General features: G+C 75.1%; 17 protein-coding genes. 5 read left to right on the top strand and 12 right to left on the bottom strand.

Annotated elements, in window-relative coordinates; all coding sequences use genetic code 11:
* Positions 1-40: 40 nt before the first annotated feature.
* Entirely contained in the window at positions 41-1,063 is a 1,023-nt protein-coding gene (rsgA, locus tag ACI781_RS15210; RefSeq protein ID WP_456566957.1) for a ribosome small subunit-dependent GTPase A, read from the bottom strand.
* A 180-nt stretch (positions 1,064-1,243) separates the two neighbouring features.
* Here rsgA and ACI781_RS15205 point away from each other — a divergent pair, with 180 nt between their 5' ends.
* Positions 1,244-2,311: a glycerophosphodiester phosphodiesterase family protein gene (locus tag ACI781_RS15205; protein ID WP_456566956.1), complete on the top strand. Its 1,068-nt coding sequence runs from the start codon at positions 1,244-1,246 to the stop codon at positions 2,309-2,311.
* A gap of 16 nt (positions 2,312-2,327) precedes the next feature.
* Here ACI781_RS15205 and ACI781_RS15200 read toward each other — a convergent pair whose 3' ends face one another.
* Positions 2,328-3,614, bottom strand: coding sequence for an adenylosuccinate synthase (locus ACI781_RS15200; protein ID WP_456566955.1), 1,287 nt, complete (start codon positions 3,612-3,614; stop codon positions 2,328-2,330).
* A 67-nt stretch (positions 3,615-3,681) separates the two neighbouring features.
* On the opposite strand from ACI781_RS15200, the gene ACI781_RS15195 reads away from it, so the two are divergent.
* The 3 genes from ACI781_RS15195 to ACI781_RS15185 all read left to right on the top strand — a co-directional run bounded on the left by ACI781_RS15195 (position 3,682) and on the right by ACI781_RS15185 (position 6,278).
* Positions 3,682-4,305: a hypothetical protein gene (locus ACI781_RS15195; RefSeq protein ID WP_456566954.1), complete on the top strand. Its 624-nt coding sequence runs from the start codon at positions 3,682-3,684 to the stop codon at positions 4,303-4,305.
* Between the two features lie 108 nt (positions 4,306-4,413).
* The gene (locus tag ACI781_RS15190; protein WP_456566953.1) at positions 4,414-5,466 is read left to right on the top strand and encodes an ABC transporter permease; all 1,053 of its coding nucleotides are present in this window, start codon (positions 4,414-4,416) and stop codon (positions 5,464-5,466) included.
* Positions 5,463-6,278 carry an ATP-binding cassette domain-containing protein gene (locus ACI781_RS15185; protein ID WP_456566952.1) on the top strand — a complete coding sequence of 272 codons (816 nt, stop codon included), beginning with the start codon at positions 5,463-5,465 and terminating at the stop codon, positions 6,276-6,278. The genes ACI781_RS15190 and ACI781_RS15185 overlap by 4 nt, the downstream gene beginning before the upstream one ends.
* 60 nt (positions 6,279-6,338) lie before the next feature.
* Here ACI781_RS15185 and ACI781_RS15180 read toward each other — a convergent pair whose 3' ends face one another.
* The 10 genes from ACI781_RS15180 to clpB all read right to left on the bottom strand — a co-directional run bounded on the left by ACI781_RS15180 (position 6,339) and on the right by clpB (position 17,541).
* Positions 6,339-6,485, bottom strand: coding sequence for a GPGG-motif small membrane protein (locus ACI781_RS15180; protein WP_456566951.1), 147 nt, complete (start codon positions 6,483-6,485; stop codon positions 6,339-6,341).
* A gap of 100 nt (positions 6,486-6,585) precedes the next feature.
* Positions 6,586-6,993: a DUF3151 domain-containing protein gene (locus ACI781_RS15175; RefSeq protein WP_456566950.1), complete on the bottom strand. Its 408-nt coding sequence runs from the start codon at positions 6,991-6,993 to the stop codon at positions 6,586-6,588.
* Positions 6,990-8,024 carry a class II fructose-bisphosphate aldolase gene (fbaA, locus tag ACI781_RS15170; protein ID WP_456566949.1) on the bottom strand — a complete coding sequence of 345 codons (1,035 nt, stop codon included), beginning with the start codon at positions 8,022-8,024 and terminating at the stop codon, positions 6,990-6,992. Before fbaA ends, ACI781_RS15175 begins: the two co-directional genes overlap by 4 nt.
* 99 nt (positions 8,025-8,123) lie before the next feature.
* The gene (locus tag ACI781_RS15165) at positions 8,124-9,473 is read right to left on the bottom strand and encodes an FAD-dependent oxidoreductase (RefSeq protein WP_456566948.1); all 1,350 of its coding nucleotides are present in this window, start codon (positions 9,471-9,473) and stop codon (positions 8,124-8,126) included.
* 5 nt (positions 9,474-9,478) lie between these two features.
* Positions 9,479-10,876 carry an FAD-binding oxidoreductase gene (locus ACI781_RS15160; RefSeq protein ID WP_456566947.1) on the bottom strand — a complete coding sequence of 466 codons (1,398 nt, stop codon included), beginning with the start codon at positions 10,874-10,876 and terminating at the stop codon, positions 9,479-9,481.
* Between the two features lie 73 nt (positions 10,877-10,949).
* Positions 10,950-11,507, bottom strand: coding sequence for an orotate phosphoribosyltransferase (pyrE, locus tag ACI781_RS15155; protein WP_456566946.1), 558 nt, complete (start codon positions 11,505-11,507; stop codon positions 10,950-10,952).
* Positions 11,508-11,597: 90 nt separating this feature from the next.
* Positions 11,598-12,272 carry a fasciclin domain-containing protein gene (locus ACI781_RS15150; RefSeq protein WP_456566945.1) on the bottom strand — a complete coding sequence of 225 codons (675 nt, stop codon included), beginning with the start codon at positions 12,270-12,272 and terminating at the stop codon, positions 11,598-11,600.
* A gap of 151 nt (positions 12,273-12,423) precedes the next feature.
* A complete protein-coding gene (locus ACI781_RS15145; RefSeq protein WP_456566944.1) occupies positions 12,424-14,139 on the bottom strand; it encodes a molybdopterin-dependent oxidoreductase in 1,716 nt (571 codons plus the stop codon).
* Between the two features lie 82 nt (positions 14,140-14,221).
* Positions 14,222-14,851, bottom strand: coding sequence for a hypothetical protein (locus ACI781_RS15140; RefSeq protein ID WP_456566943.1), 630 nt, complete (start codon positions 14,849-14,851; stop codon positions 14,222-14,224).
* A gap of 101 nt (positions 14,852-14,952) precedes the next feature.
* A complete protein-coding gene (gene clpB / locus ACI781_RS15135) occupies positions 14,953-17,541 on the bottom strand; it encodes an ATP-dependent chaperone ClpB (protein ID WP_456566942.1) in 2,589 nt (862 codons plus the stop codon).
* A 209-nt stretch (positions 17,542-17,750) separates the two neighbouring features.
* Between clpB and ACI781_RS15130 the strand changes: the two genes are divergently transcribed.
* Entirely contained in the window at positions 17,751-18,209 is a 459-nt protein-coding gene (locus tag ACI781_RS15130) for a MarR family winged helix-turn-helix transcriptional regulator (protein WP_456566941.1), read from the top strand.
* Positions 18,210-18,244 lie beyond the last annotated feature (35 nt).

The following is an 18,244-nucleotide window of genomic DNA, read 5'->3' as shown; positions in this document are numbered from 1 at the left end:
CCCTACCGAGGTGCCCGGCGGTGGTGGCGCGGGGAGCGGGTCAGCGCGGCCGGGCCGGGTGCGCGCGCATCGCCTTGTGCAGGGCCTTGACGCGGGCGTGCTCGGTGGCGCGGGCACGGGCGTCCGAGCGCAGCGCCTGCCGGTGCGCCTCGGCCTGCAGCTTGCGCCAGCCGCGCAGCCGCCCGGCGTCGACCCGGCCCTCCTCCACGGCCGTCCGCACCGCGCAGCCGGGCTCGCTGTGGTGCCCGCAGTCGCGGAAGCGGCAGCCCGCGGCCAGCTCGGTCACGTCCGCGTAGGCGGTGTCGATGCCCTCGTCGTCGGTCAGCGCGAGCTCCCGCATGCCGGGGGTGTCGACCAGCAGGCCACCGCCGGGCAGCCGGTGCAGCTCGCGGGCGGTCGTGGTGTGCCGGCCGCGGCCGTCGGCGGCGCGCACCTCGCCGGTCGCGACGGCCTCCTCCCCCAGCAGCGCGTTGACCAGGCTGGACTTCCCGACGCCGGAGGGGCCGACGAGCGCGCCGGTCCGGCCGGGGCCGAGCAGGCCGCGCACCGCGTCCACGCCCTTCCCGGTGACGACGCTGACGGCCAGCACGCCCACGCCGGGGACCGCGCCCGACACCTCGGCCACGACGGCGGGGACGTCGTCGCACAGGTCGGCCTTGGTGAGGACGACGACCGGCGCGGCGCCGCTGCTCCAGGCGACGGCCAGGTAGCGCTCGATGCGCCGCAGCCGCGCCGGGCCGCCGAGGGCGTCGACGACCAGCACGGTGTCCAGGTCGGCCGCCACGACCTGCGGGGCGGAGGTGCGCCCGGCGGCGGTCCGCACGAACGCCGTCCGGCGCGGCAGCAGCTCGACGGCGAGCTCGCCGCGCAGGGCCACCCAGTCCCCGACCGCCGGTCCGGTGCCGGCGTACAGGGCGGGCGCCGGGTGCACGCGGCGCTCGCCGTCGCCGGCGAGGACGGTCAGCAGCCCCCGGTCGACGCGGGCGACCCGGGCGGGGTCGGTGCCGGCGGGGAGGTCGGCGGTGCGGGCGTCGTCCCACCCGAGGTCTGCGAGGTCGTGCATGCCGCGAATGGTCGACCCCGGCCGCCGCGGCTGTCGCCTGGTTTACCGCCGCGGCGGCGGGCGCGACATCCGTCACACGCATCCCGGTGGTGCACGCCCGACCTGCGCGGACGCCGAGACGTGCAGGAAACGCCGTGCCGCGTTCGCCGCCCGGCCACCTGTCTGGGGTGTCCTGGGGACATGCGCGCGACCGTGTCGCAGGCGACGAGTCCTGTGACCCGCCTCCCCCGTCCCGTGATCGTCGGCCACCGCGGCGCCCCGGCCTACCGCCCGGAGCACACGGCGGCCAGCTACGAGCTCGCGATCGACCTCGGCGCCGACCTGATCGAGCCCGACGTCGTCGTCACCCGGGACGGCGCCCTCGTCGTCCGGCACGAGAACGAGCTGTCCCGCACCACCGACATCTCCGTCCGCCCCGAGTTCGCCGACCGGCGCACCACCCGGCTGGTCGGGGACAAGGAGCGCACCGGCTGGTTCGCCGAGGACCTCACCCTCGCCGAGATCCGGATGCTGCGCGCCATGGAGCGCATGCCCGACATGCGCCCCATGAACACCGCCTACGACCGCCGGTTCGGGATCCTCACCCTCGCCGAGGTGGTCGCGATCGCCCGGCGCCGGTCGACGCCGACCCGGCCGGTCCGCGTGCTCGCCGAGCTGAAGAAGCCCACCTGGTCCGCCGAGCACGGCCTGCCGATGACCGAGCTGGTCGCCGCGGAGCTCCGCCGGCTCGACGCGGTCTCCCCCGACGGCACGGTCGTCGTCCAGTCCTTCGACGCCGCCGGCCTGCAGGACCTGCGCGCCCGGCTCGGCGACGACGGCCCGACGATCTACCAGCTCGTCGACGACGTGCCCGAGGACGACGGGCTGCTCACCAACGCCGGGCTGCGCGGGATCTCCACCTACGCGCAGGGCATCGCGCCGAGCCGGCACCGGATCCTGCCGCGCGACGCCGACGGCAACCTGACCGGCGTCACCGACCTGGTCACCCGGGCGCACCGGGCCGGGCTCGCGGTCCTCCCGTGGACCCTGCGGGCGGAGAACCTGTTCCTCCCCCGCCACCTGCACGTCGGCGACGACCCGGCCGCGACCGGCGACGCCGCCGGCGAGGCCCGGCTGCTGATGGGCCTCGGGGTCGACGGCGTGATCACCGACTCCCCGGAGATCGCCGTCGCCGTGCGCCGGGAGCTGTGCGACCCGGCGGGCACCCGGCCGGCACCGCGGCCGGCCGCCGTCCCCGGCCGGCGCTGAGCCCTCCCCGGCGACCTCAGATGAGGTCGCGCAGGACCACGTTCTCCTCGCGCCCCGGGCCCACGCCGATCACGCTCACCCGGGCACCCGACAGCTCCTCCAGCCGCCGCACGTAGGCCTGCGCGTTCGCCGGCAGCTCGTCGAAGGACCGGCAGTGCCGGATGTCCTCGAACCAGCCGGGCATCTCCTCGTAGACCGGCGTGGCGTGGTGGAAGTCGGTCTGCGTCATCGGCATCTCGTCGTGCCGCACGCCGTCGATGTCGTAGGCCACGCAGATCGGCACCGTCTCCAGGCCGGAGAGGACGTCGAGCTTGGTGAGGAAGTAGTCGGTGATGCCGTTGACCCGGCTCGCGTAGCGGGCGATGACCGCGTCGAACCAGCCGCACCGGCGGTCCCGGCCGGTCGTGACGCCGACCTCGCCGCCGTGCTTGCGCAGGTACTCGCCGTTGGCGTCGTGCAGCTCGGTCGGGAACGGGCCGGACCCGACGCGGGTCGTGTAGGCCTTGAGGATCCCGACCACCCGCTCGATGCGGGTGGGGCCGATGCCGCTGCCCACCGCGGCGCCGCCGGCGGTCGGGTTGGACGACGTCACGAACGGGTACGTGCCGTGGTCGACGTCGAGCAGCGTGCCCTGCGACCCCTCCAGCAGCACCCACTCGCCGGCGTCGAGGGCGTTGCCCAGCATCAGCCGGGTGTCGGCGATGCGGCCCTTGAGCAGCTCCGCGTAGCCCGCGTACTCCTCCACGACCTCGTCGACGTCGATCGCCTTGCGGTTGTAGACCTTGACCAGGACCTGGTTCTTCTCCTGGAGCGTGCCCTCGAGCTTCTGCCGCAGGATCGACAGGTCGAGCAGGTCGGCCACGCGGATGCCGGTGCGGGCCACCTTGTCCCCGTACGCGGGGCCGATCCCGCGGCCGGTGGTGCCGATCTTCCGCTTGCCCAGGAAGCGCTCGGTCACCTTGTCCAGTGCTCGGTGGTGGGGCATGATCAAGTGCGCGTCGGCGGAGATCACCAGCCGCGACGTGTCGACGCCCCGCTCCTCCAGCCCGGTCAGCTCGCGGATGAGGACCTCGGGGTCCACCACCACGCCGTTGCCGATGACCGGCGTGCAGCCGGGGGTCAGGATCCCCGACGGGATCAGGTGCAGCGCGTACCGCTCACCGTCCGGGGTGATCACCGTGTGCCCGGCGTTGTTCCCGCCCTGGTAGCGGACCACGTAGGGCACCCGGCCACCGAGGAGGTCGGTCGCCTTGCCCTTGCCCTCGTCGCCCCACTGGGCACCGATCAGCACGACAGCCGGCATCGCTCGTCAGATCCCCTCGCGCATCGACACCGGTGATCACCGGCCTGCCAGGTGGCAGGGTAATCGCATGCCCGACGTCGACGTGGACCTGCGCGGCCTGTCCCCCGACCAGGCCCCTCCCCGGGACGCCGTCGCGGCGGCCGTCGCGGGCCCGTCCGTGCTGGTCCGCGGCCCGGTCCCGGCGCTGGCGGGGGTGCTCGCGGAGCTGCACCGCGCCGCCCGGACCGCCGCCGTCGTCGTCTCCTGGGAGCCGGCCGGCGACAAGCTCTCCACCGGCCTGGCGCGTGACCTGGGCATCGGGGACGGCGGGCCGGCGCGCGAGATGACGCTGGTCCGCGACGACCACGGCGGGGTGCTGCTGCACTCCGGGCGCGTGGAGCCCGCGGCCGACGGCAGCCGACGGCCGCTGCTGTCGCGGCGGCTGGGGGCCCAGGCCCACCACGACGACGCGAAGGTCGCCGACGGGATGGTCACCCGCATCACCGCGCGCCCCGACTGGCAGGCCGTGGACACCCTGCGCGTCGTGGTCACGGTGGCGCCGCTGCGCCCGCCGCGGCTCTCGCGCGGCCGGGCCCTGCAGATCGCATGTGACCCCGCCCACGTCACCCGCGACGGCGTCGCCCACCCACGCCCGGTGAGCCGCTGGACCTGGTACGCCGACGACCGCGTCCGCTGGCGCCTGCAGCCGTGAGCGCCCCGCCGGTGCCCGGCGCACGCGGACGGCGGGTCTCGTAGACACTGGGAGCCGCCCGCTCGTCCGCAGGAGGCCCCCGCTGCCGTCGTCCCGCCCCCGGCGCCCGTGACCGCGCGCCCGCTGTCCGGTCCCGCCCTGGTGCCCGGGCGCCCGGGTCGCCGCCTGCCCGCCCGGCCGCTGGCCCGCCCGAGCACCGCCGCCTGGGTGGGGCTGCTCGTCGCCTCGGTGTTCTTCGCGATCGAGGCGCCCGGGCTGCTGACCGCGGCCGGGATCGCCGGCGTGTTGGACAGCGCGGCGCTGCTGGGCATCGGCGCGCTCGCGGTCGGGATGCTGCTCGTCGCCGGGCACGTCGACCTGTCCATCGGGATGGTCGCGGTGGCCAGCGCGCTGGGGACCGGCCTGCTGGTCACCGAGGCCGGCTGGGGCATCTGGCCCGCCCTGGGCGCCTCCCTGGCCGGCTCGCTGGCCGTGGGGCTGCTCAACGGCTGGCTGGTGGTCCGGACGGGGCTGCCCAGCTTCCTGGTCACCCTCGCCGCCCACCTGGTGCTCCAGGGGGCCGCGCTGGCCCTCACCCGGGCCCTCACGGGCACCACGGTGATCCAGGGCCTGCCGGACGCGGCGGGCTGGACGTCGGCGCGGGCACTGTTCGACGCCACCGTGCAGTGGGGCGAGGGCCTGTTCCACGTCTCGGTCGTCTGGTGGCTCGTGCTCACCGCGTGGGCCGCCTGGGTGCTGTGGCGGACCCGGTTCGGCAACGGGCTGCTCGCCACCGGCGGGGTCCGGCACGCCGCCCGCGAGCTCGGGGTGCCGGTGCGCCGGACCACCCTGACGATGTTCTGCTGCACCGCGGCCGCCGGCTGGCTGGTCGGCACGCTCGCGCTGGTCCGGATCGGCAGCGTGGAGGGCACCGCCAGCCTCATGCCGGCCATCGAGTTCCTCGTCGCCGCGGTCATCGGCGGGTGCCTGCTCACCGGTGGCTACGGCTCGGCCGTCGGCACCGCCGCGGGGGCGCTGCTCTACGCCGTCGTCGAGTTCGGGGTCACCCTGGCCGGCTGGGACCCGTTGTGGTTCCAGGCCTTCCTGGGCGTGCTGCTGCTCGTCGCGCTGCTGGCCAACGGTGCGGTGCGCGCCCGGCTGCGGGCGGTGCCCCGGTCGTGACCGCCGCCGACGCCGCCGTCCTCGGTCCCGCGCTGGAGCTGCGCCGGGTGACCGTGCGGCACGGCAGCGAGGCCGTCCTGTCGCGGGTCGGCGCGGCGTTCGCGGCCGGGACCATCACCTGCGTCCTGGGCGAGAACGGGTCGGGCAAGTCGACGCTGGTCTCGGTGCTGTCCGGGCTGACCCGGCCGGAGGAGGGCGAGGTCCTGCTCGACGGGCGGCCCGCGCGGTTCCGCTCGCCCCGCGACGCCCGCGCCGCCGGCATCGCGACCGTCTGGAACGACCTCGCCGTCGCCCCGCTGCTGTCGCTGTGGCGCAACGTCACCCTCGGCGCGGAGCCGACCACCGGCCCGTGGCCGCTGCGCCGCCTGGACCTCGCCGCGGCGCGCGCGACCGCCGTCCGGGCGCTGCAGGAGGTCGGGATGGGCGACGTCGACCCCGACCAGCCGGCGAGCGCCCTGCGGACCGGCGAGCGGCAGAGCCTGGCGATCGCCCGGGCCCTGCACTTCGGCAGCCGCGCCCTGGTTGTGGACGAGCCCACCGCGCCGCGCAGCCTCGCCGGCGCCACCCAGGCCGGCCAGGCCCTGCTGGCGGCGCGGGCCCGCGGGCTGGCGGTCGTCGTCGTCACCGCGAACCCGCGCTACGCCCACCTCATCGGCGACCGGTTCCTGCTGCTGGCCAGCGGGCAGGTGGCTGGCAACCTCACCCGGGAGGACGTCGACTCCGACGGCCTGACCCGCATCATGGCCGGCGACGACGAGCTCACCGCGCTGACGGCGACGATCGAGCGCACCTACCCCGAGCTCGACCGTTGACCCGTCCCGGCCGCGCACGCCCTCCCGGCGGGACCGATCGGTCCCGCCGGGAGGGCCCGGTCAGACGTTGAAGACGCTCACCCCGCCGGGGCCGACCAGCAGGCCGACGACGATCAGGACGATGCCCCACAGCAGCTGGCGACGGACGATCGCCACGATGCCGGCGACCACCAGGACGACGGCGAGGATCCAGAGCAGCGTTGCCATGACCCACTCCTCTCACGACGGGGTGCCGGGCGACACCTCGGGAGACGCAGTGTGATCGCGGACCGGCCGTTCCGCCTGCTGAGATGACCGAGAGTGACCGTCAGGGAGCCAGCGACGGGTCGCAGTCGCGCAGCAGCTGGGTGCAGCGCTCCTGCTCGGCGGTCTCGCCGATCGCCTCGGCGGCCCGCGCCAGCACCGTCACGCAGCGCAGGAACCCGCGGTTGGGCTCGTGCGTCCACGGCACCGGGCCGTAGCCCTTCCAGCCGTTGCGGCGCAGCGCGTCCAGCCCGCGGTGGTAGCCGGTGCGGGCGTAGGCGTAGGCCTCGATCACCCGGCCGCCGTCGATCGCCTCCTCGGCCAGCGCCGCCCAGGCACCGCTGTGCGTCGGGTGGTGCGCGGCGACCTCGGCCGCCGGCAGCCCCTCGGCGAGCTCGCCCTCGGCCTCGGGGTCGGCCGGCAGCAGCGTGGCCGGCGGCTCGCCGAGCAGGTTGTGGTGGGCGTGCGTCATGCGTTCGGGGACTGGCCGGCCGACAGCAGGTCCTCGCAGGCCTCGACGACGCGGGCGGCCATGCCCGCCTCGGCGGCCTTGAGGTAGCTGCGCGGGTCGTAGGTCTTCTTGTTGCCGACCTCGCCGTCGACCTTCAGCACGCCGTCGTAGTTGCTGAACATGTGCCCGGCGACGGGGCGGGTGAAGGCGTACTGGGTGTCGGTGTCGACGTTCATCTTCACCACGCCGTAGGACAGCGCCTCGCGGATCTCCGACTGCAGCGAGCCCGAGCCGCCGTGGAAGACGAAGTTGAACGGCTTGCTGCCCTCGGGCAGGCCCAGCTCGGCGCTGACGACGTCCTGGCCCTCCTTGAGGATCTCCGGGCGCAGCTTGACGTTGCCGGGCTTGTAGACGCCGTGCACGTTGCCGAACGTCGCGGCCAGCAGGTAGACGCCCTTCTCGCCCAGGCCCAGCGCCTTCGCCGTGGCCACGAAGTCACCGGGGGCGGTGTAGAGCTTCTCGTTGATGTCGTGGGCGACGCCGTCCTCCTCGCCACCGACGACGCCGATCTCGATCTCCAGCACGATCTTCGCCGCGGCGCACTTGGCGATGAGCTCCTCGGCGATCTGCAGGTTCTCGTTCAGCTCGACCGCGGAGCCGTCCCACATGTGCGACTGGAACAGCGGCGCCTGGCCGGCGTCGACGCGGTCCTGCGAGAGCGCGATCAGCGGCCGCACGTAGGAGTCCAGCTTCTCCTTCGGGCAGTGGTCGGTGTGCAGCGCGACGTTGACCGGGTACCGCTCGGCGACCACGTGCGCGAACTCGGCCAGCGCCACCGCACCGGTGACCATGTCCTTGACCTTGGTCCCCGAGCCGAACTCGGCACCGCCGGTGGAGAACTGGATGATCCCGTCGCTGCCGGCGTCGGCGAACCCGCGCAGCGCCGCGTTGATCGTCTCCGAGGACGTGCAGTTGATCGCGGGGTAGGCGAAGCCGCCCTCCTTGGCCCGGCTGATCATGTCGGCGTAGACCTCAGGGGTCGCGATGGGCATGCGGGGCACTCCTGTCGTCGGCGGCTGCGCAGTCGTCGCGGGTCAGTATCCCGCTGATCCGCGGCCCCGCTGCAGGGCCCCGCGTCCGCGGGCCCTCCCTCACCCCAGTTCGAGGCGGCTGGACACCCGCGCGGCGACCAGCACGGGGTCGTAGGTCGGCGAGAACGGCGGCGCGTAGGAGAGGTCGGAGCCGGCCAGCTCCTCGGCGGTCAGCCCGGCCCAGATGGCGGTGGCGAAGACGTCGATCCGCTTGCCGCTGCCCGGGCCGCCGACGATCTGCGCGCCCAGCAGCAGCCCGGAGCCGCGCTCGCTGATCAGCCGCACCGTGATGTCCTCGGCGCCCGGGTAGTAGCCGGCCCGGGTGGTGGCCTCGATGGTCTCCACCCGCGGGTCGTAGCCGGCCTCCCGGGCGTGCTGCGTGCTCAGCCCGGTGAGCGCCACCTCGGTGTCGCCCACCTTGGTCAGCGCCGTCCCGAGGACGCCGGCGAAGCGGGCCGGCGTCCCGGCGATGACCGAGCCCGCCACCCGGCCCTGCTTGTTGGCGTGCGTGCCCAGCGCGACGTGCACCGCCTCCCCGGTGATGCGGGAGAACGTCTGGGAGCAGTCGCCGGCGGCGGACACCTCCGGGTGGGAGAGGCTGCGCTGGGTGCGGTCGACCTCGATCGCCCCGGTGCTGCCCAGCTGCAGGCCGGCGTCCGCCGCGAGCGCCACCTCCGGCCCCATGCCCAGCCCGAGGACGACGAGGTCGGCCGGGTGGCAGCCGCCGTCGGTGCGCACGGCGCGGACGACGCCGTCGGCGTCGGCCTCGATCTCGCGCACCGGCTCGCCGGGGTGGACGTCGATGCCCATGTCCCCCATCGCCGCGCAGACCCGCTCCCCCAGGTCCTCGTCGAGCTGCGCCATCGGCAGCGGGTCGGCGAGGACCACGGTGACCGCCAGGCCACGGCCGTGCAGCACCTCGGCCATCTCCAGCCCGATGTAGCCGCCGCCGAGGACGACGGCCCGCCGCGCCCCGGCGGCGATCGCGGCGCGGATGTCGGCGCCGTCGGCGAGCCGGTGGACCCCGTGCACCCCGTCGGCGTCCAGGCCCGGGACCGGCGGGCGGGCCGGCCGCCCCCCGGTGGCCACGACCAGCCGGTCGTAGCCGAGCGTCTCGCCAGTGCTCGTGCGCACCGTCCCGGCGGCCAGGTCGATCCCCTCGGCGCGGGTGCCGGTGCGGACGTCGATGTCGCGGGCGGCGAACTCGTGCGGGGTGCGGGCGATGAGCCGGTCGCGGTCGGGGACGACGTCGCCCACCCAGTAGGGGATGCCGCAGGCGGAGTAGGAGACGTCCGGGCCCTGCTCGAGGACGGTGATGTCCAGGTCGTCGGGGCGCAGCCGGCGGGCCTGGGACGCGGCGGACATGCCGGCGGCGTCCCCGCCGATGACGAGCAACCGGTCTCGGCTCATGGGCCTCAGGGTGTCAGGCGGCGCAGCACCTTGCCGGGGTTGAGCAGGCCCGCCGGGTCCAGCGCGTCCTTGATCGACCGGTGCACCTCCAGCGACACGGGGCCGATCTCGCGCTCCAGCCAGTCGACCTTGAGCGCGCCGACGCCGTGCTCGCCGGTGATCGTGCCGCCGAGGGACAGGCCCAGCTCGAGGATGTCGTCGAAGGCCGCGAACGCCCGCTCGCGCTGGCCGGCGTCGGCGGGGTCGAAGCAGATGGTCGGGTGCATGTTGCCGTCGCCGGCGTGCCCGACCACGCCGATGGTCAGCTGCCGCCGGGCGGCGATGGCGTCGCAGCCGTCGAGGAAGCCGGCGATCGCCGAGCGCGGGACGGCGACGTCGTCGATGAGCGTGCTGCCCAGCTGCTCCAGCGCCGGCAGCGCCATCCGCCGCGCGGCCAGCAGCAGGTCGCCCTCCGCCGGGTCCTCGGTGGTGTGCACGAGGTCGGCGCCGGCCTCCCGGCAGAGCTGGGCCAGGGCCTCGATCTCGGCCAGGGCCGCGGCACCCCCGGTGTCGGACTGGGCGACCAGCAGCGCGTGCGCGCCGCGGTCGAGGTCGGCGTGCAGCAGGTCGTCGACGGCGCAGATGCAGGTGTTGTCCATGACCTCGAGCAGGCTGGGGACGAGCCCGGAGGTGACCACCCGCTCGACGACCTGGCCGGTCTGCGCGGTGGTGGCGAAGGTGGCGGCGAGGGTGACCGGCCGCTGCGGCGCCGGGCGCAGCGCCAGCGTCGCCTCGGTGATCACGCCGAGGGTGCCCTCCGAGCCCACGAACAGCCGGGCGAGGTCGTAGCCGGCCACGCCCTTGACCGTGCGCCGGCCGGTCCGCAGCACCCGCCCGTCGGCGAGCACGACCTCCAGGCCCAGCACGTAGTCGGTGGTGACGCCGTACTTGACGCAGCACAGCCCGCCGGAGTTGGTGGAGAGGTTCCCGCCGATCGTGCACCAGTCGTAGCTGGAGGGGTCCGGCGGGTAGAACAGCCCGTGCCCGGCGACGGCGTCGCGCAGCTGCTTGTTGACCACGCCGGGCTGGACGACGACGAGGCGGTCGGCGAGCGACACCTCCAGGACGGCGTCCATCCGGGTCATCACGACCGTGATCGCGCCGTCGACGGCGTTGCTCGCCCCCGCCAGGCCCGACCCGGCGCCGCGGGGCACCACGGGGACCCCGTGCCGGGAGGCGATCCGCATCACCGCGACCACGTCGTCGGTGCTCCGCGGGAAGACGACCGCGGCGGGGGTGCCGGCCTCGGCCAGCATCGCCTGGTCGCGGGCGTAGGAGGCGGTGACGTCGGGGTCGGTGAGCACGCTGCCCGGGCCGAGCGCGTCGGCCAGCTCGGCCGCCCACGCCGTCGTCACTGTGGTCACGGACACACCGTACGACGGGCCGCCGTGCGGGACCGCGCTCCTGCACGGTGCAGGAGCGCGGTCCTGCGCGCGACTACTCCAGGCCGAGGTCGGCGAGGGTGAACGCGGACCGGTACTCCAGCCCCGCGGCCTCCACGGCGGCCCGGCCGCCGCGGTCCACGATGACGGCGACGGCGACCGGCTCGGCGCCGGCCTCGCGCAGCGCCTCGACGGCGGTCAGCGGGCTGCCGCCGGTGGTGGAGACGTCCTCGACGACGAGCACCGCGCGGCCCTTGACGTCCGGCCCCTCGATCCGCCGCTGCAGCCCGTGCGCCTTGCCGGCCTTGCGGACGACGCACGCGTCGAGGAACCCCTCGCCGTGGGCCGCCGCGTGCAGCATCGCCGTCGCCACCGGGTCCGCGCCCAGCGTCAGGCCGCCGACGACGTCGTAGCGCAGGTCGGCGGTGAGCTGGCGCATCACGCGGCCGACCAGCGGGGCGCCCTCGTGGTGGAGGGTCAGCCGGCGCATGTCGATGTACCAGTCGGCCTCGCGGCCGGAGGAGAGCGTGACCCTCCCGTGCACGACGGCGAGCTCGACGATCAGCTCGAGCAGGCGGTCCCGGTCGGGGTGGCTGGCGGCGGCCTTCTCCATGCGCCCGACCCTACGCAGCACGGCGGCCCGGCCCCCGAGGGGAACCGGGCCGCCGTCCTCGGCCTCGCGGCGGGGCCGCGGGGGCCTGCCTCAGCCGGCGGCGGGCGCCAGCACCTGGTCGATGATGTACACGGTGGCGTTGGCGGTCTGCACGTTGCCGCAGATCACCGTGGCCTGGGCCTGGGTGACCGTCCCGTCGATGGTGAACTGCTCGCCCGACCCGGCGATGGTGACCTGGTCGCCGTTGAGCGTGGTGTGCGTGCCCGCCAGCTCGTCCGGCGCGAGCCGGCCCTCGATGACGTGGTGGGTCAGGATCGCGGTGAGCTGGGCGCTGTCGGCGAGGACCGCGTTGAGCTGGTCGGCCGGGACGGCCTCGAAGGCCGGGTTCGCCGGGGCCAGGACGGTGATGTCCTGGGCGGTGTTGAGGGCGTCCCCGAGGTTGGCCGCGGTCACGGCCGAGACCAGCGTCGACAGGGCCGGGTTGTTGCCGGCGGCGGTCGCCACCGGGTCGTCGGTCATCCCGGTGAAGCTGCCCTCACCCTCGGGCGGGACGGCGGAGCAGCCGGCACCGAAGGGCTCCTCGGACATCGACGGGTCGGAGGAGGGCGCGCTGCTGGACATGCTCTCGTCCGCGGCGCTGCTGCTGCCCGACGACCCGCTGTCGGCGGCGGTGTCGTCCGAGTCGTCGGAGCCGCAGGCGGCCATGCTCAGCGTCAGGGCCGAGGCGGCCGCCAGCATCACGCCGCGGGTCAGGGTGCTCGTCACGAGGTGCTCCATCTCTGTCCGTTGCGGCGCCGGGGTCACGGGCGCCGCGGGGCGGGTGGTGCTCCCCCGGCCCGGGGGACGGGTCGGGAGATGCGTCTGCGGCCGGGTGGCCGAGACGGGTCTCGGGGGTGGGTCCGGGGGCGGACGACGGCTAGGTCGCGATCACCCGGATCGAGTGCAGCCCGGTCGCCCCGGAGGGGAACGGGGTGGCGCGGTCGGCGGTCTGCGTCTCGCCGTCGGCGGTGGTCGCGCGGACGGTGAGCTGGTAGCTGCCGGGGGCGAAGTCGTGGGGCAGGACCCACTGGCGCCACAGGTCGGCGTCCACCTCGGGGGCGAGGTCGGCGGCCAGCCAGTCGCCGTCGTCGACCCGGACCTCCACGGCGGCGATCCCGCGGGTCTGCGCCCAGGCGACGCCGGCGACGGGCAGCCGGCCGGCGGGGAACCGGCGCAGCGGCGCAGGGGTGTCGATGCGGGAGGCGACCCTGATCGGGCCCTGCTGCGTCCAGCCGCGCTGCACCCAGTAGGCGTCGTAGGCGTCGAAGGTGGTGGCCTCGATGCCGACCAGCCACTTGCAGGCCGAGACGTAGCCGTACAGGCCCGGGATGACCATCCGCACCGGGAAGCCGTGCTCCACGGGGAGCGGCTCGCCGTTCATGCCGATGGCGAGCATCGCGTCCTCGACGTCGAGCGCCGACCGGGTCGGGGCGCCGATGGTCATCCCGTCGCTGGAGCGGCAGACCAGCTGCGTGGAGTCCGGGGAGATGCCGTGCTCGCGGAGGAAGGCGCCCAGCGGGACGCCCAGCCAGCGGGCCGTGCCGGCGAGCCGGCCGCCGACCTCGTTGGAGACGCAGGTCAGGGTGACGTCGCGCTCGATCAGGTCGTCGCGGCCGTAGAGGTCCTCGAGGGAGAACGTGGCGCGGTCGTCGAAGGAGCCGGTCAGCTCCAGGCGGTAGTCGCCGGGCCGGATCTGCGGCACGGTGATCGCGGTGTCGATCCGGTAGAAGTCCGCGTTGCGGGTGATCAGCGGGGTGACGCCGTCCACGGTCCCGGCGAGGTCGGCGCCGGCGGGCAGCGGTGCGGCGGGCGAGGCCGGCGCGGGCAGCCTGAGGTCGGCGCGGGCGGCGCTGACGTCGAAGCGGCGCTGCAGCAGGTACCCGCCGCCGCCGGTGGCCGCGGCGACGCCGAGGGCGGCGCCGGAGGCGAGGAAGAAGCCGCGCCGGTCCAGGCCCTTGCGGTCGCCGGCCGTGCCGAGGGCCGCGCGGAGGCGGTCGACGGCGGAGGGGTCCTGGGCGGTCGCGCCGTCGCCGGTCGGGACGTGCCGGGCCGCGGCCGCCGTCGCGTCCGCCGGGGGCCGCGAGCGGGGCAGCACGGGCCGACCGGTCAGCGGGCGGAGCAGCACGAGGAGGGCCAGGACCCCGGCGACGGCGCCGACGGTGGAGGGCAGCCAGGCCAGCCGCTCGGCGGCCGGCCTGGTCGCCGCGGCCAGGGCCCCGAGGACGCCGAACAGCACGACGCCGAGGACGCCGACCGTCCGCGAGCGCAGTGACAGCAGGCCCACGAGCAGCGCGTAGAGCGCGACGACGACGAGCGTCCCGACGACGAGGGCGATCTTGTCGTTCTCGCCGAAGGTCCGGATGGCGAACTGCTTGACCGGCTCCGGCACCAGCGTGATCACGGTGTCGCCGACGGCCACGACGGGCGCGGTGGACGGGCCGGTGGCGGCCGACACGAGCTGGGCGACCCCGAGGGCGACGGCCGCGGCCAGCAGCCCGGCCAGGGCCGCGAGCAGGCGGCGCAGCCCGCGGCCCCCGCGGCCGCGGGGAGCGGCGTCGGGGGCGGCTGCGGGCGCCTGCTCGAGCGTGGTCACACCAGGCCTTCGCCCCGGGGGCCCTGATCGGTTCATCACGGTTGGGTCACGGCGCCCGGACGTCGCCGCCCGGGCGCCGGTCTCACCGGCTGGCGGCCCGGCGGGCCCCCTCGTGGCGGTACCACTCCGAGGACGGCTTCAGCGCGAGCGCGATGACCCCGGCGGCCGTGAGCAGCAGCGAGAAGACCGACAGCGAGGTGAGGAACCCGTTGGCGGTGGAGGCACCGGCGGCGCCGCTGAAGGCCGCGAGACCGCTGAGCACCCCGAGGCCGCCCAGGACGAACAGCACGATCCGCGCCCAGTTGCGGCCCTGCCAGGCGAACCAGATGAACATCGCCTGCAGCGCGACGAGCAGCAGGCCGATCACGATGCCGACGGTGAGGGCGGTGCGGGCGATGTCCTCGGTGACCGACGGGTCGGCATCGCGCAGCTGGTCGACGAGGCCGTCGGTGTCGGCGAACTGCACGAGCGTGGCGATCAGCCCCAGGACGAGCGTCGCCACGAAGGCGCCGATCCCCACCCGGACCGTCACCGGCCGCTCCATCGGGGGTGGCGGCGGGGCGCCCCACCCGGCGGAGGGCGCCGGCTGGTAGCCGTACTGGCCCTGCTGCTGCCCGGGGTACGCCGGCGGCTGCTGCCAGCCCTGGCCGCCCGGCTGCGCCGGGGGCTGCTGCCACCCCTGCTGGTCGGGACCACCCTGCCCTGCCGTCATGTCCGCTCCCTGCTCCGCACCGGTGTCGCCACGATCATGACCGACGACCGGCCGGGGCGACGGGTAGCGCCACCCCGGCCGGCCCGGGTCGCGTCGCCGCCTCAGGCGCGGCGGACGTCGAGGCCCTCGACCGACAGGTCCGCCGGCGCGTCCACCACGACCTGGTCGCCGTCGCGGATGTCGCCGGCCAGCAGCGCCCGGGCGAGCTGGTCGCCGATGGCCGACTGCACCAGCCGGCGCAGCGGCCGGGCGCCGTACACCGGGTCGAACCCGTTGAGCGCCAGCCACTCGCGGGCCCCGTCGGTGACCGTGAGGGTCAGCCGGCGGGCGGCCAGCCGGCGGGCGAGGACGCCGACCTGGATGTCCACGATGCCGGTCAGCTCGTCGCTGCCGAGCGCGCGGAACACCACGACGTCGTCCAGCCGGTTGAGGAACTCCGGCTTGAAGTGCCCGCGGACGACCTCCATGACCGCCTCCCGGCGCCGCTCCTCGGGCACCGACTGGTCGGCGATCAGCTGCGAGCCCAGGTTCGACGTCAGGATCAGGATGGTGTTGCGGAAGTCGACCGTGCGGCCCTGGCCGTCGGTGAGCCGGCCGTCGTCCAGCACCTGCAGCAGCACGTCGAAGACGTCCGGGTGGGCCTTCTCCACCTCGTCGAGCAGGACGACGGTGTAGGGCCGCCGCCGGACCGCCTCGGTGAGCTGGCCGCCGGCCTCGTACCCGACGTAGCCGGGCGGGGCGCCGACCAGGCGGGCCACCGAGTGCTTCTCGGAGTACTCGCTCATGTCGATGCGGACCATGGCGCGCTCGTCGTCGAAGAGGAACTCCGCCAGCGCCTTGGCCAGCTCGGTCTTGCCGACGCCGGTGGGGCCCAGGAACAGGAACGAGCCGGTGGGCCGGTCGGGGTCGGCGACGCCGGAGCGCGCCCGGCGGACGGCGTCGGAGACGGCCCGCACGGCGTCCGGCTGGCCGACGACCCGCCGGGCGAGCTCGTCCTCCATCCGCAGCAGCTTCTGGGTCTCGCCCTCGAGCAGCCGCCCGGCGGGGATGCCGGTCCACGCTTGCACGACCTCGGCGATGTCGTCGGGGCCGACCTCCTCCTTGAGCATGGAGTCGCCCGTCTCGACCGACTCCTCGGCCTCGGCGAGCGCCTTCTCCAGCTGCGGGATCCGCCCGTAGCGCAGCTCCGCCACGTGCGCGAGGTCGCCGTCGCGCTCGGCCCGCTCGGCGTCCGAGCGCACCCGCTCCAGCTCCTCCTTGATCTGCTGGATGCGCACGATGGCGCTCTTGTCCTGCTGCCAGCGCGCGGTCAGCTCGTCCAGCTGCTGGCGCCGGTCGGCGAGGTCCTCGCGCAGCGCGGCCAGCCGCTCGACCGAGGAGGGGTCGTCCTCCTTGGCCAGCGCCATCTCCTCGATCTCCAGCCGGCGCACGGCCCGCTCGACCTCGTCGACCTCGACCGGGCGGGAGTCGATCTCCATCCGCAGCCGGCTCGCCGCCTCGTCGACCAGGTCGATCGCCTTGTCGGGCAGGAAGCGGGCCGTGACGTACCGGTCCGACAGCGCGGCCGCGGCGACGATGGCGGCGTCGGTGATGCGCACTCCGTGGTGCACCTCGTAGCGCTCCTTGAGCCCGCGGAGGATGCCGATGGTGTCCTCGACGCTCGGCTCGCCGACCAGCACCTGCTGGAAGCGGCGCTCCAGCGCCGGGTCCTTCTCGATGTGCTCGCGGTACTCGTCGAGGGTGGTGGCACCGACCATCCGCAGCTCGCCCCGGGCCAGCATCGGCTTGATCATGTTGCCGGCGTCCATCGCGGAGTCGCCGGTGGCGCCCGCGCCCACGATCGTGTGCAGCTCGTCGATGAAGGTGACGACCTGCCCCTCGGCCTCGGTGATCTCCTGCAGGACGGCCTTGAGCCGCTCCTCGAACTCGCCGCGGTACTTGGCGCCGGCCACCATCGCGCCCAGGTCCAGCGCCATCAGCCGCTTGCCCTTGAGGCTCTCCGGGACGTCGCCGGCCACGATGCGCTGGGCCAGGCCCTCGACGATCGCGGTCTTGCCGACGCCGGGCTCGCCGATCAGGACGGGGTTGTTCTTGGTGCGCCGGGACAGCACCTGCACCACGCGGCGGATCTCGGTGTCCCGGCCGATGACCGGGTCGATCTTGCCCTCCCGGGCCCGCTCGGTGAGGTCGACGGCGAACTTCTCCAGCGCCTGGAAGGTGCTCTCCGGGTCCGGCGTGGTCACCTTGCGGGTGCCCCGGACGGTGCGGAACGCGGCCAGCAGCGCCTCGCGGGTGGCACCCGCGCCGGTGAGCACGGTGGCCGCCTCGCCGTCGGAACCGGCGAGGCCCACGAGCAGGTGCTCGGTCGAGATGAACTCGTCGCCCAGGGCGCTCGCCTGCTCGCCGGCGACGTTGAGCACGCGGAGGAACTCGCGGGACGGCGAGGGGGCGGGCACGGTGGCGCCGCTGACGCTGGGCAGGCGGCGCACGGCGGCCTCGGCCTTGGCGCGCACGTCGGCGGGGTCGGCGCCGGTGGCCTGCAGCAGCGGGCCCGCGATGCCGTCGGACTGCTCCAGGAGGGCGACCAGCAGGTGCAGGGGCTCCAGCGCGGCCTGCCCGCGGTCGACGGCCAGGCGCTGGGCGGCCGTGACCGCCTCCTGCGAACGGGTGGTGAGCTTGCTCTGCGCCATCGGGGGCTGGGCTTCCTCTCGCGTCGGGGCCGGGGTCCCGGCCGGCTCGATCGGTCCAACGCACTCAGGGTTGAGTCTGTTCCACTCAACCCTCCTGCGTCCAGGACCCGCACCCCTGCGCCGGGGAGTGTGAGCCACACCTCAGCTCACCGTGCATCCACCGGCACACGTCCGGAGGAAGGGGCCGGTCGCGCCGTAGGATCCGGCGCATGACGCGTCTGCCGGCCCCGAGCGTCCTCCTCGAGGACCAGCTGTGCTTCGCGCTGTACGCCGCGTCCCGCGCCCTGACCGCGCGGTACCGGCCGCAGCTCGACGAGATCGGGCTGACCTATCCGCAGTACCTCGTGATGATGCTGCTCTGGGAAGAGGACAACCAGACCGTCGGGCAGCTCGGCTCGCGGCTGAACCTCGACAGCGGCACGCTCTCGCCCCTGCTCAAGCGCCTCACCGGCGCGGGGCTGGTGAGCCGGCACCGCCGCGTGGAGGACGAGCGTTCGGTCGCCATCGCGCTGACCGACGCCGGCCGCGCCCTGCGCGAGCGCGGCCTGGCCATCTCCCAGGACATGATCTGCGCGCTGCAGTTGGACGCCGACGGCTTCGGCGCCCTGAAGACCCAGCTCGAGACGCTGATCGAGCGCGTGGGCACCCCGGGCCGCTCGGTCTCCTGACCCTCCCGGTTGCGCCCCGACCGGCCGGGTAGGGC

The organism is Blastococcus sp. SYSU D00695, assembly GCF_054050555.1.
Note: the sequence above shows the minus strand (reverse complement) of the source record. Positions and strands in the feature narration are given on the sequence as shown.

Coding starts and splice junctions, on each gene's coding strand:
- rsgA (WP_456566957.1), bottom strand. CDS start 1,063: ATGCACGACCTCGCAGACCTCGGGTGGGACGACGCCCGCACCGCCGAC.
- ACI781_RS15205 (WP_456566956.1), top strand. CDS start 1,244: ATGCGCGCGACCGTGTCGCAGGCGACGAGTCCTGTGACCCGCCTCCCC.
- ACI781_RS15200 (WP_456566955.1), bottom strand. CDS start 3,614: ATGCCGGCTGTCGTGCTGATCGGTGCCCAGTGGGGCGACGAGGGCAAG.
- ACI781_RS15195 (WP_456566954.1), top strand. CDS start 3,682: ATGCCCGACGTCGACGTGGACCTGCGCGGCCTGTCCCCCGACCAGGCC.
- ACI781_RS15180 (WP_456566951.1), bottom strand. CDS start 6,485: ATGGCAACGCTGCTCTGGATCCTCGCCGTCGTCCTGGTGGTCGCCGGC.
- ACI781_RS15175 (WP_456566950.1), bottom strand. CDS start 6,993: ATGACGCACGCCCACCACAACCTGCTCGGCGAGCCGCCGGCCACGCTG.
- fbaA (WP_456566949.1), bottom strand. CDS start 8,024: ATGCCCATCGCGACCCCTGAGGTCTACGCCGACATGATCAGCCGGGCC.
- ACI781_RS15165 (WP_456566948.1), bottom strand. CDS start 9,473: ATGAGCCGAGACCGGTTGCTCGTCATCGGCGGGGACGCCGCCGGCATG.
- pyrE (WP_456566946.1), bottom strand. CDS start 11,507: ATGGAGAAGGCCGCCGCCAGCCACCCCGACCGGGACCGCCTGCTCGAG.
- ACI781_RS15140 (WP_456566943.1), bottom strand. CDS start 14,851: ATGACGGCAGGGCAGGGTGGTCCCGACCAGCAGGGGTGGCAGCAGCCC.
- clpB (WP_456566942.1), bottom strand. CDS start 17,541: ATGGCGCAGAGCAAGCTCACCACCCGTTCGCAGGAGGCGGTCACGGCC.
- ACI781_RS15130 (WP_456566941.1), top strand. CDS start 17,751: ATGACGCGTCTGCCGGCCCCGAGCGTCCTCCTCGAGGACCAGCTGTGC.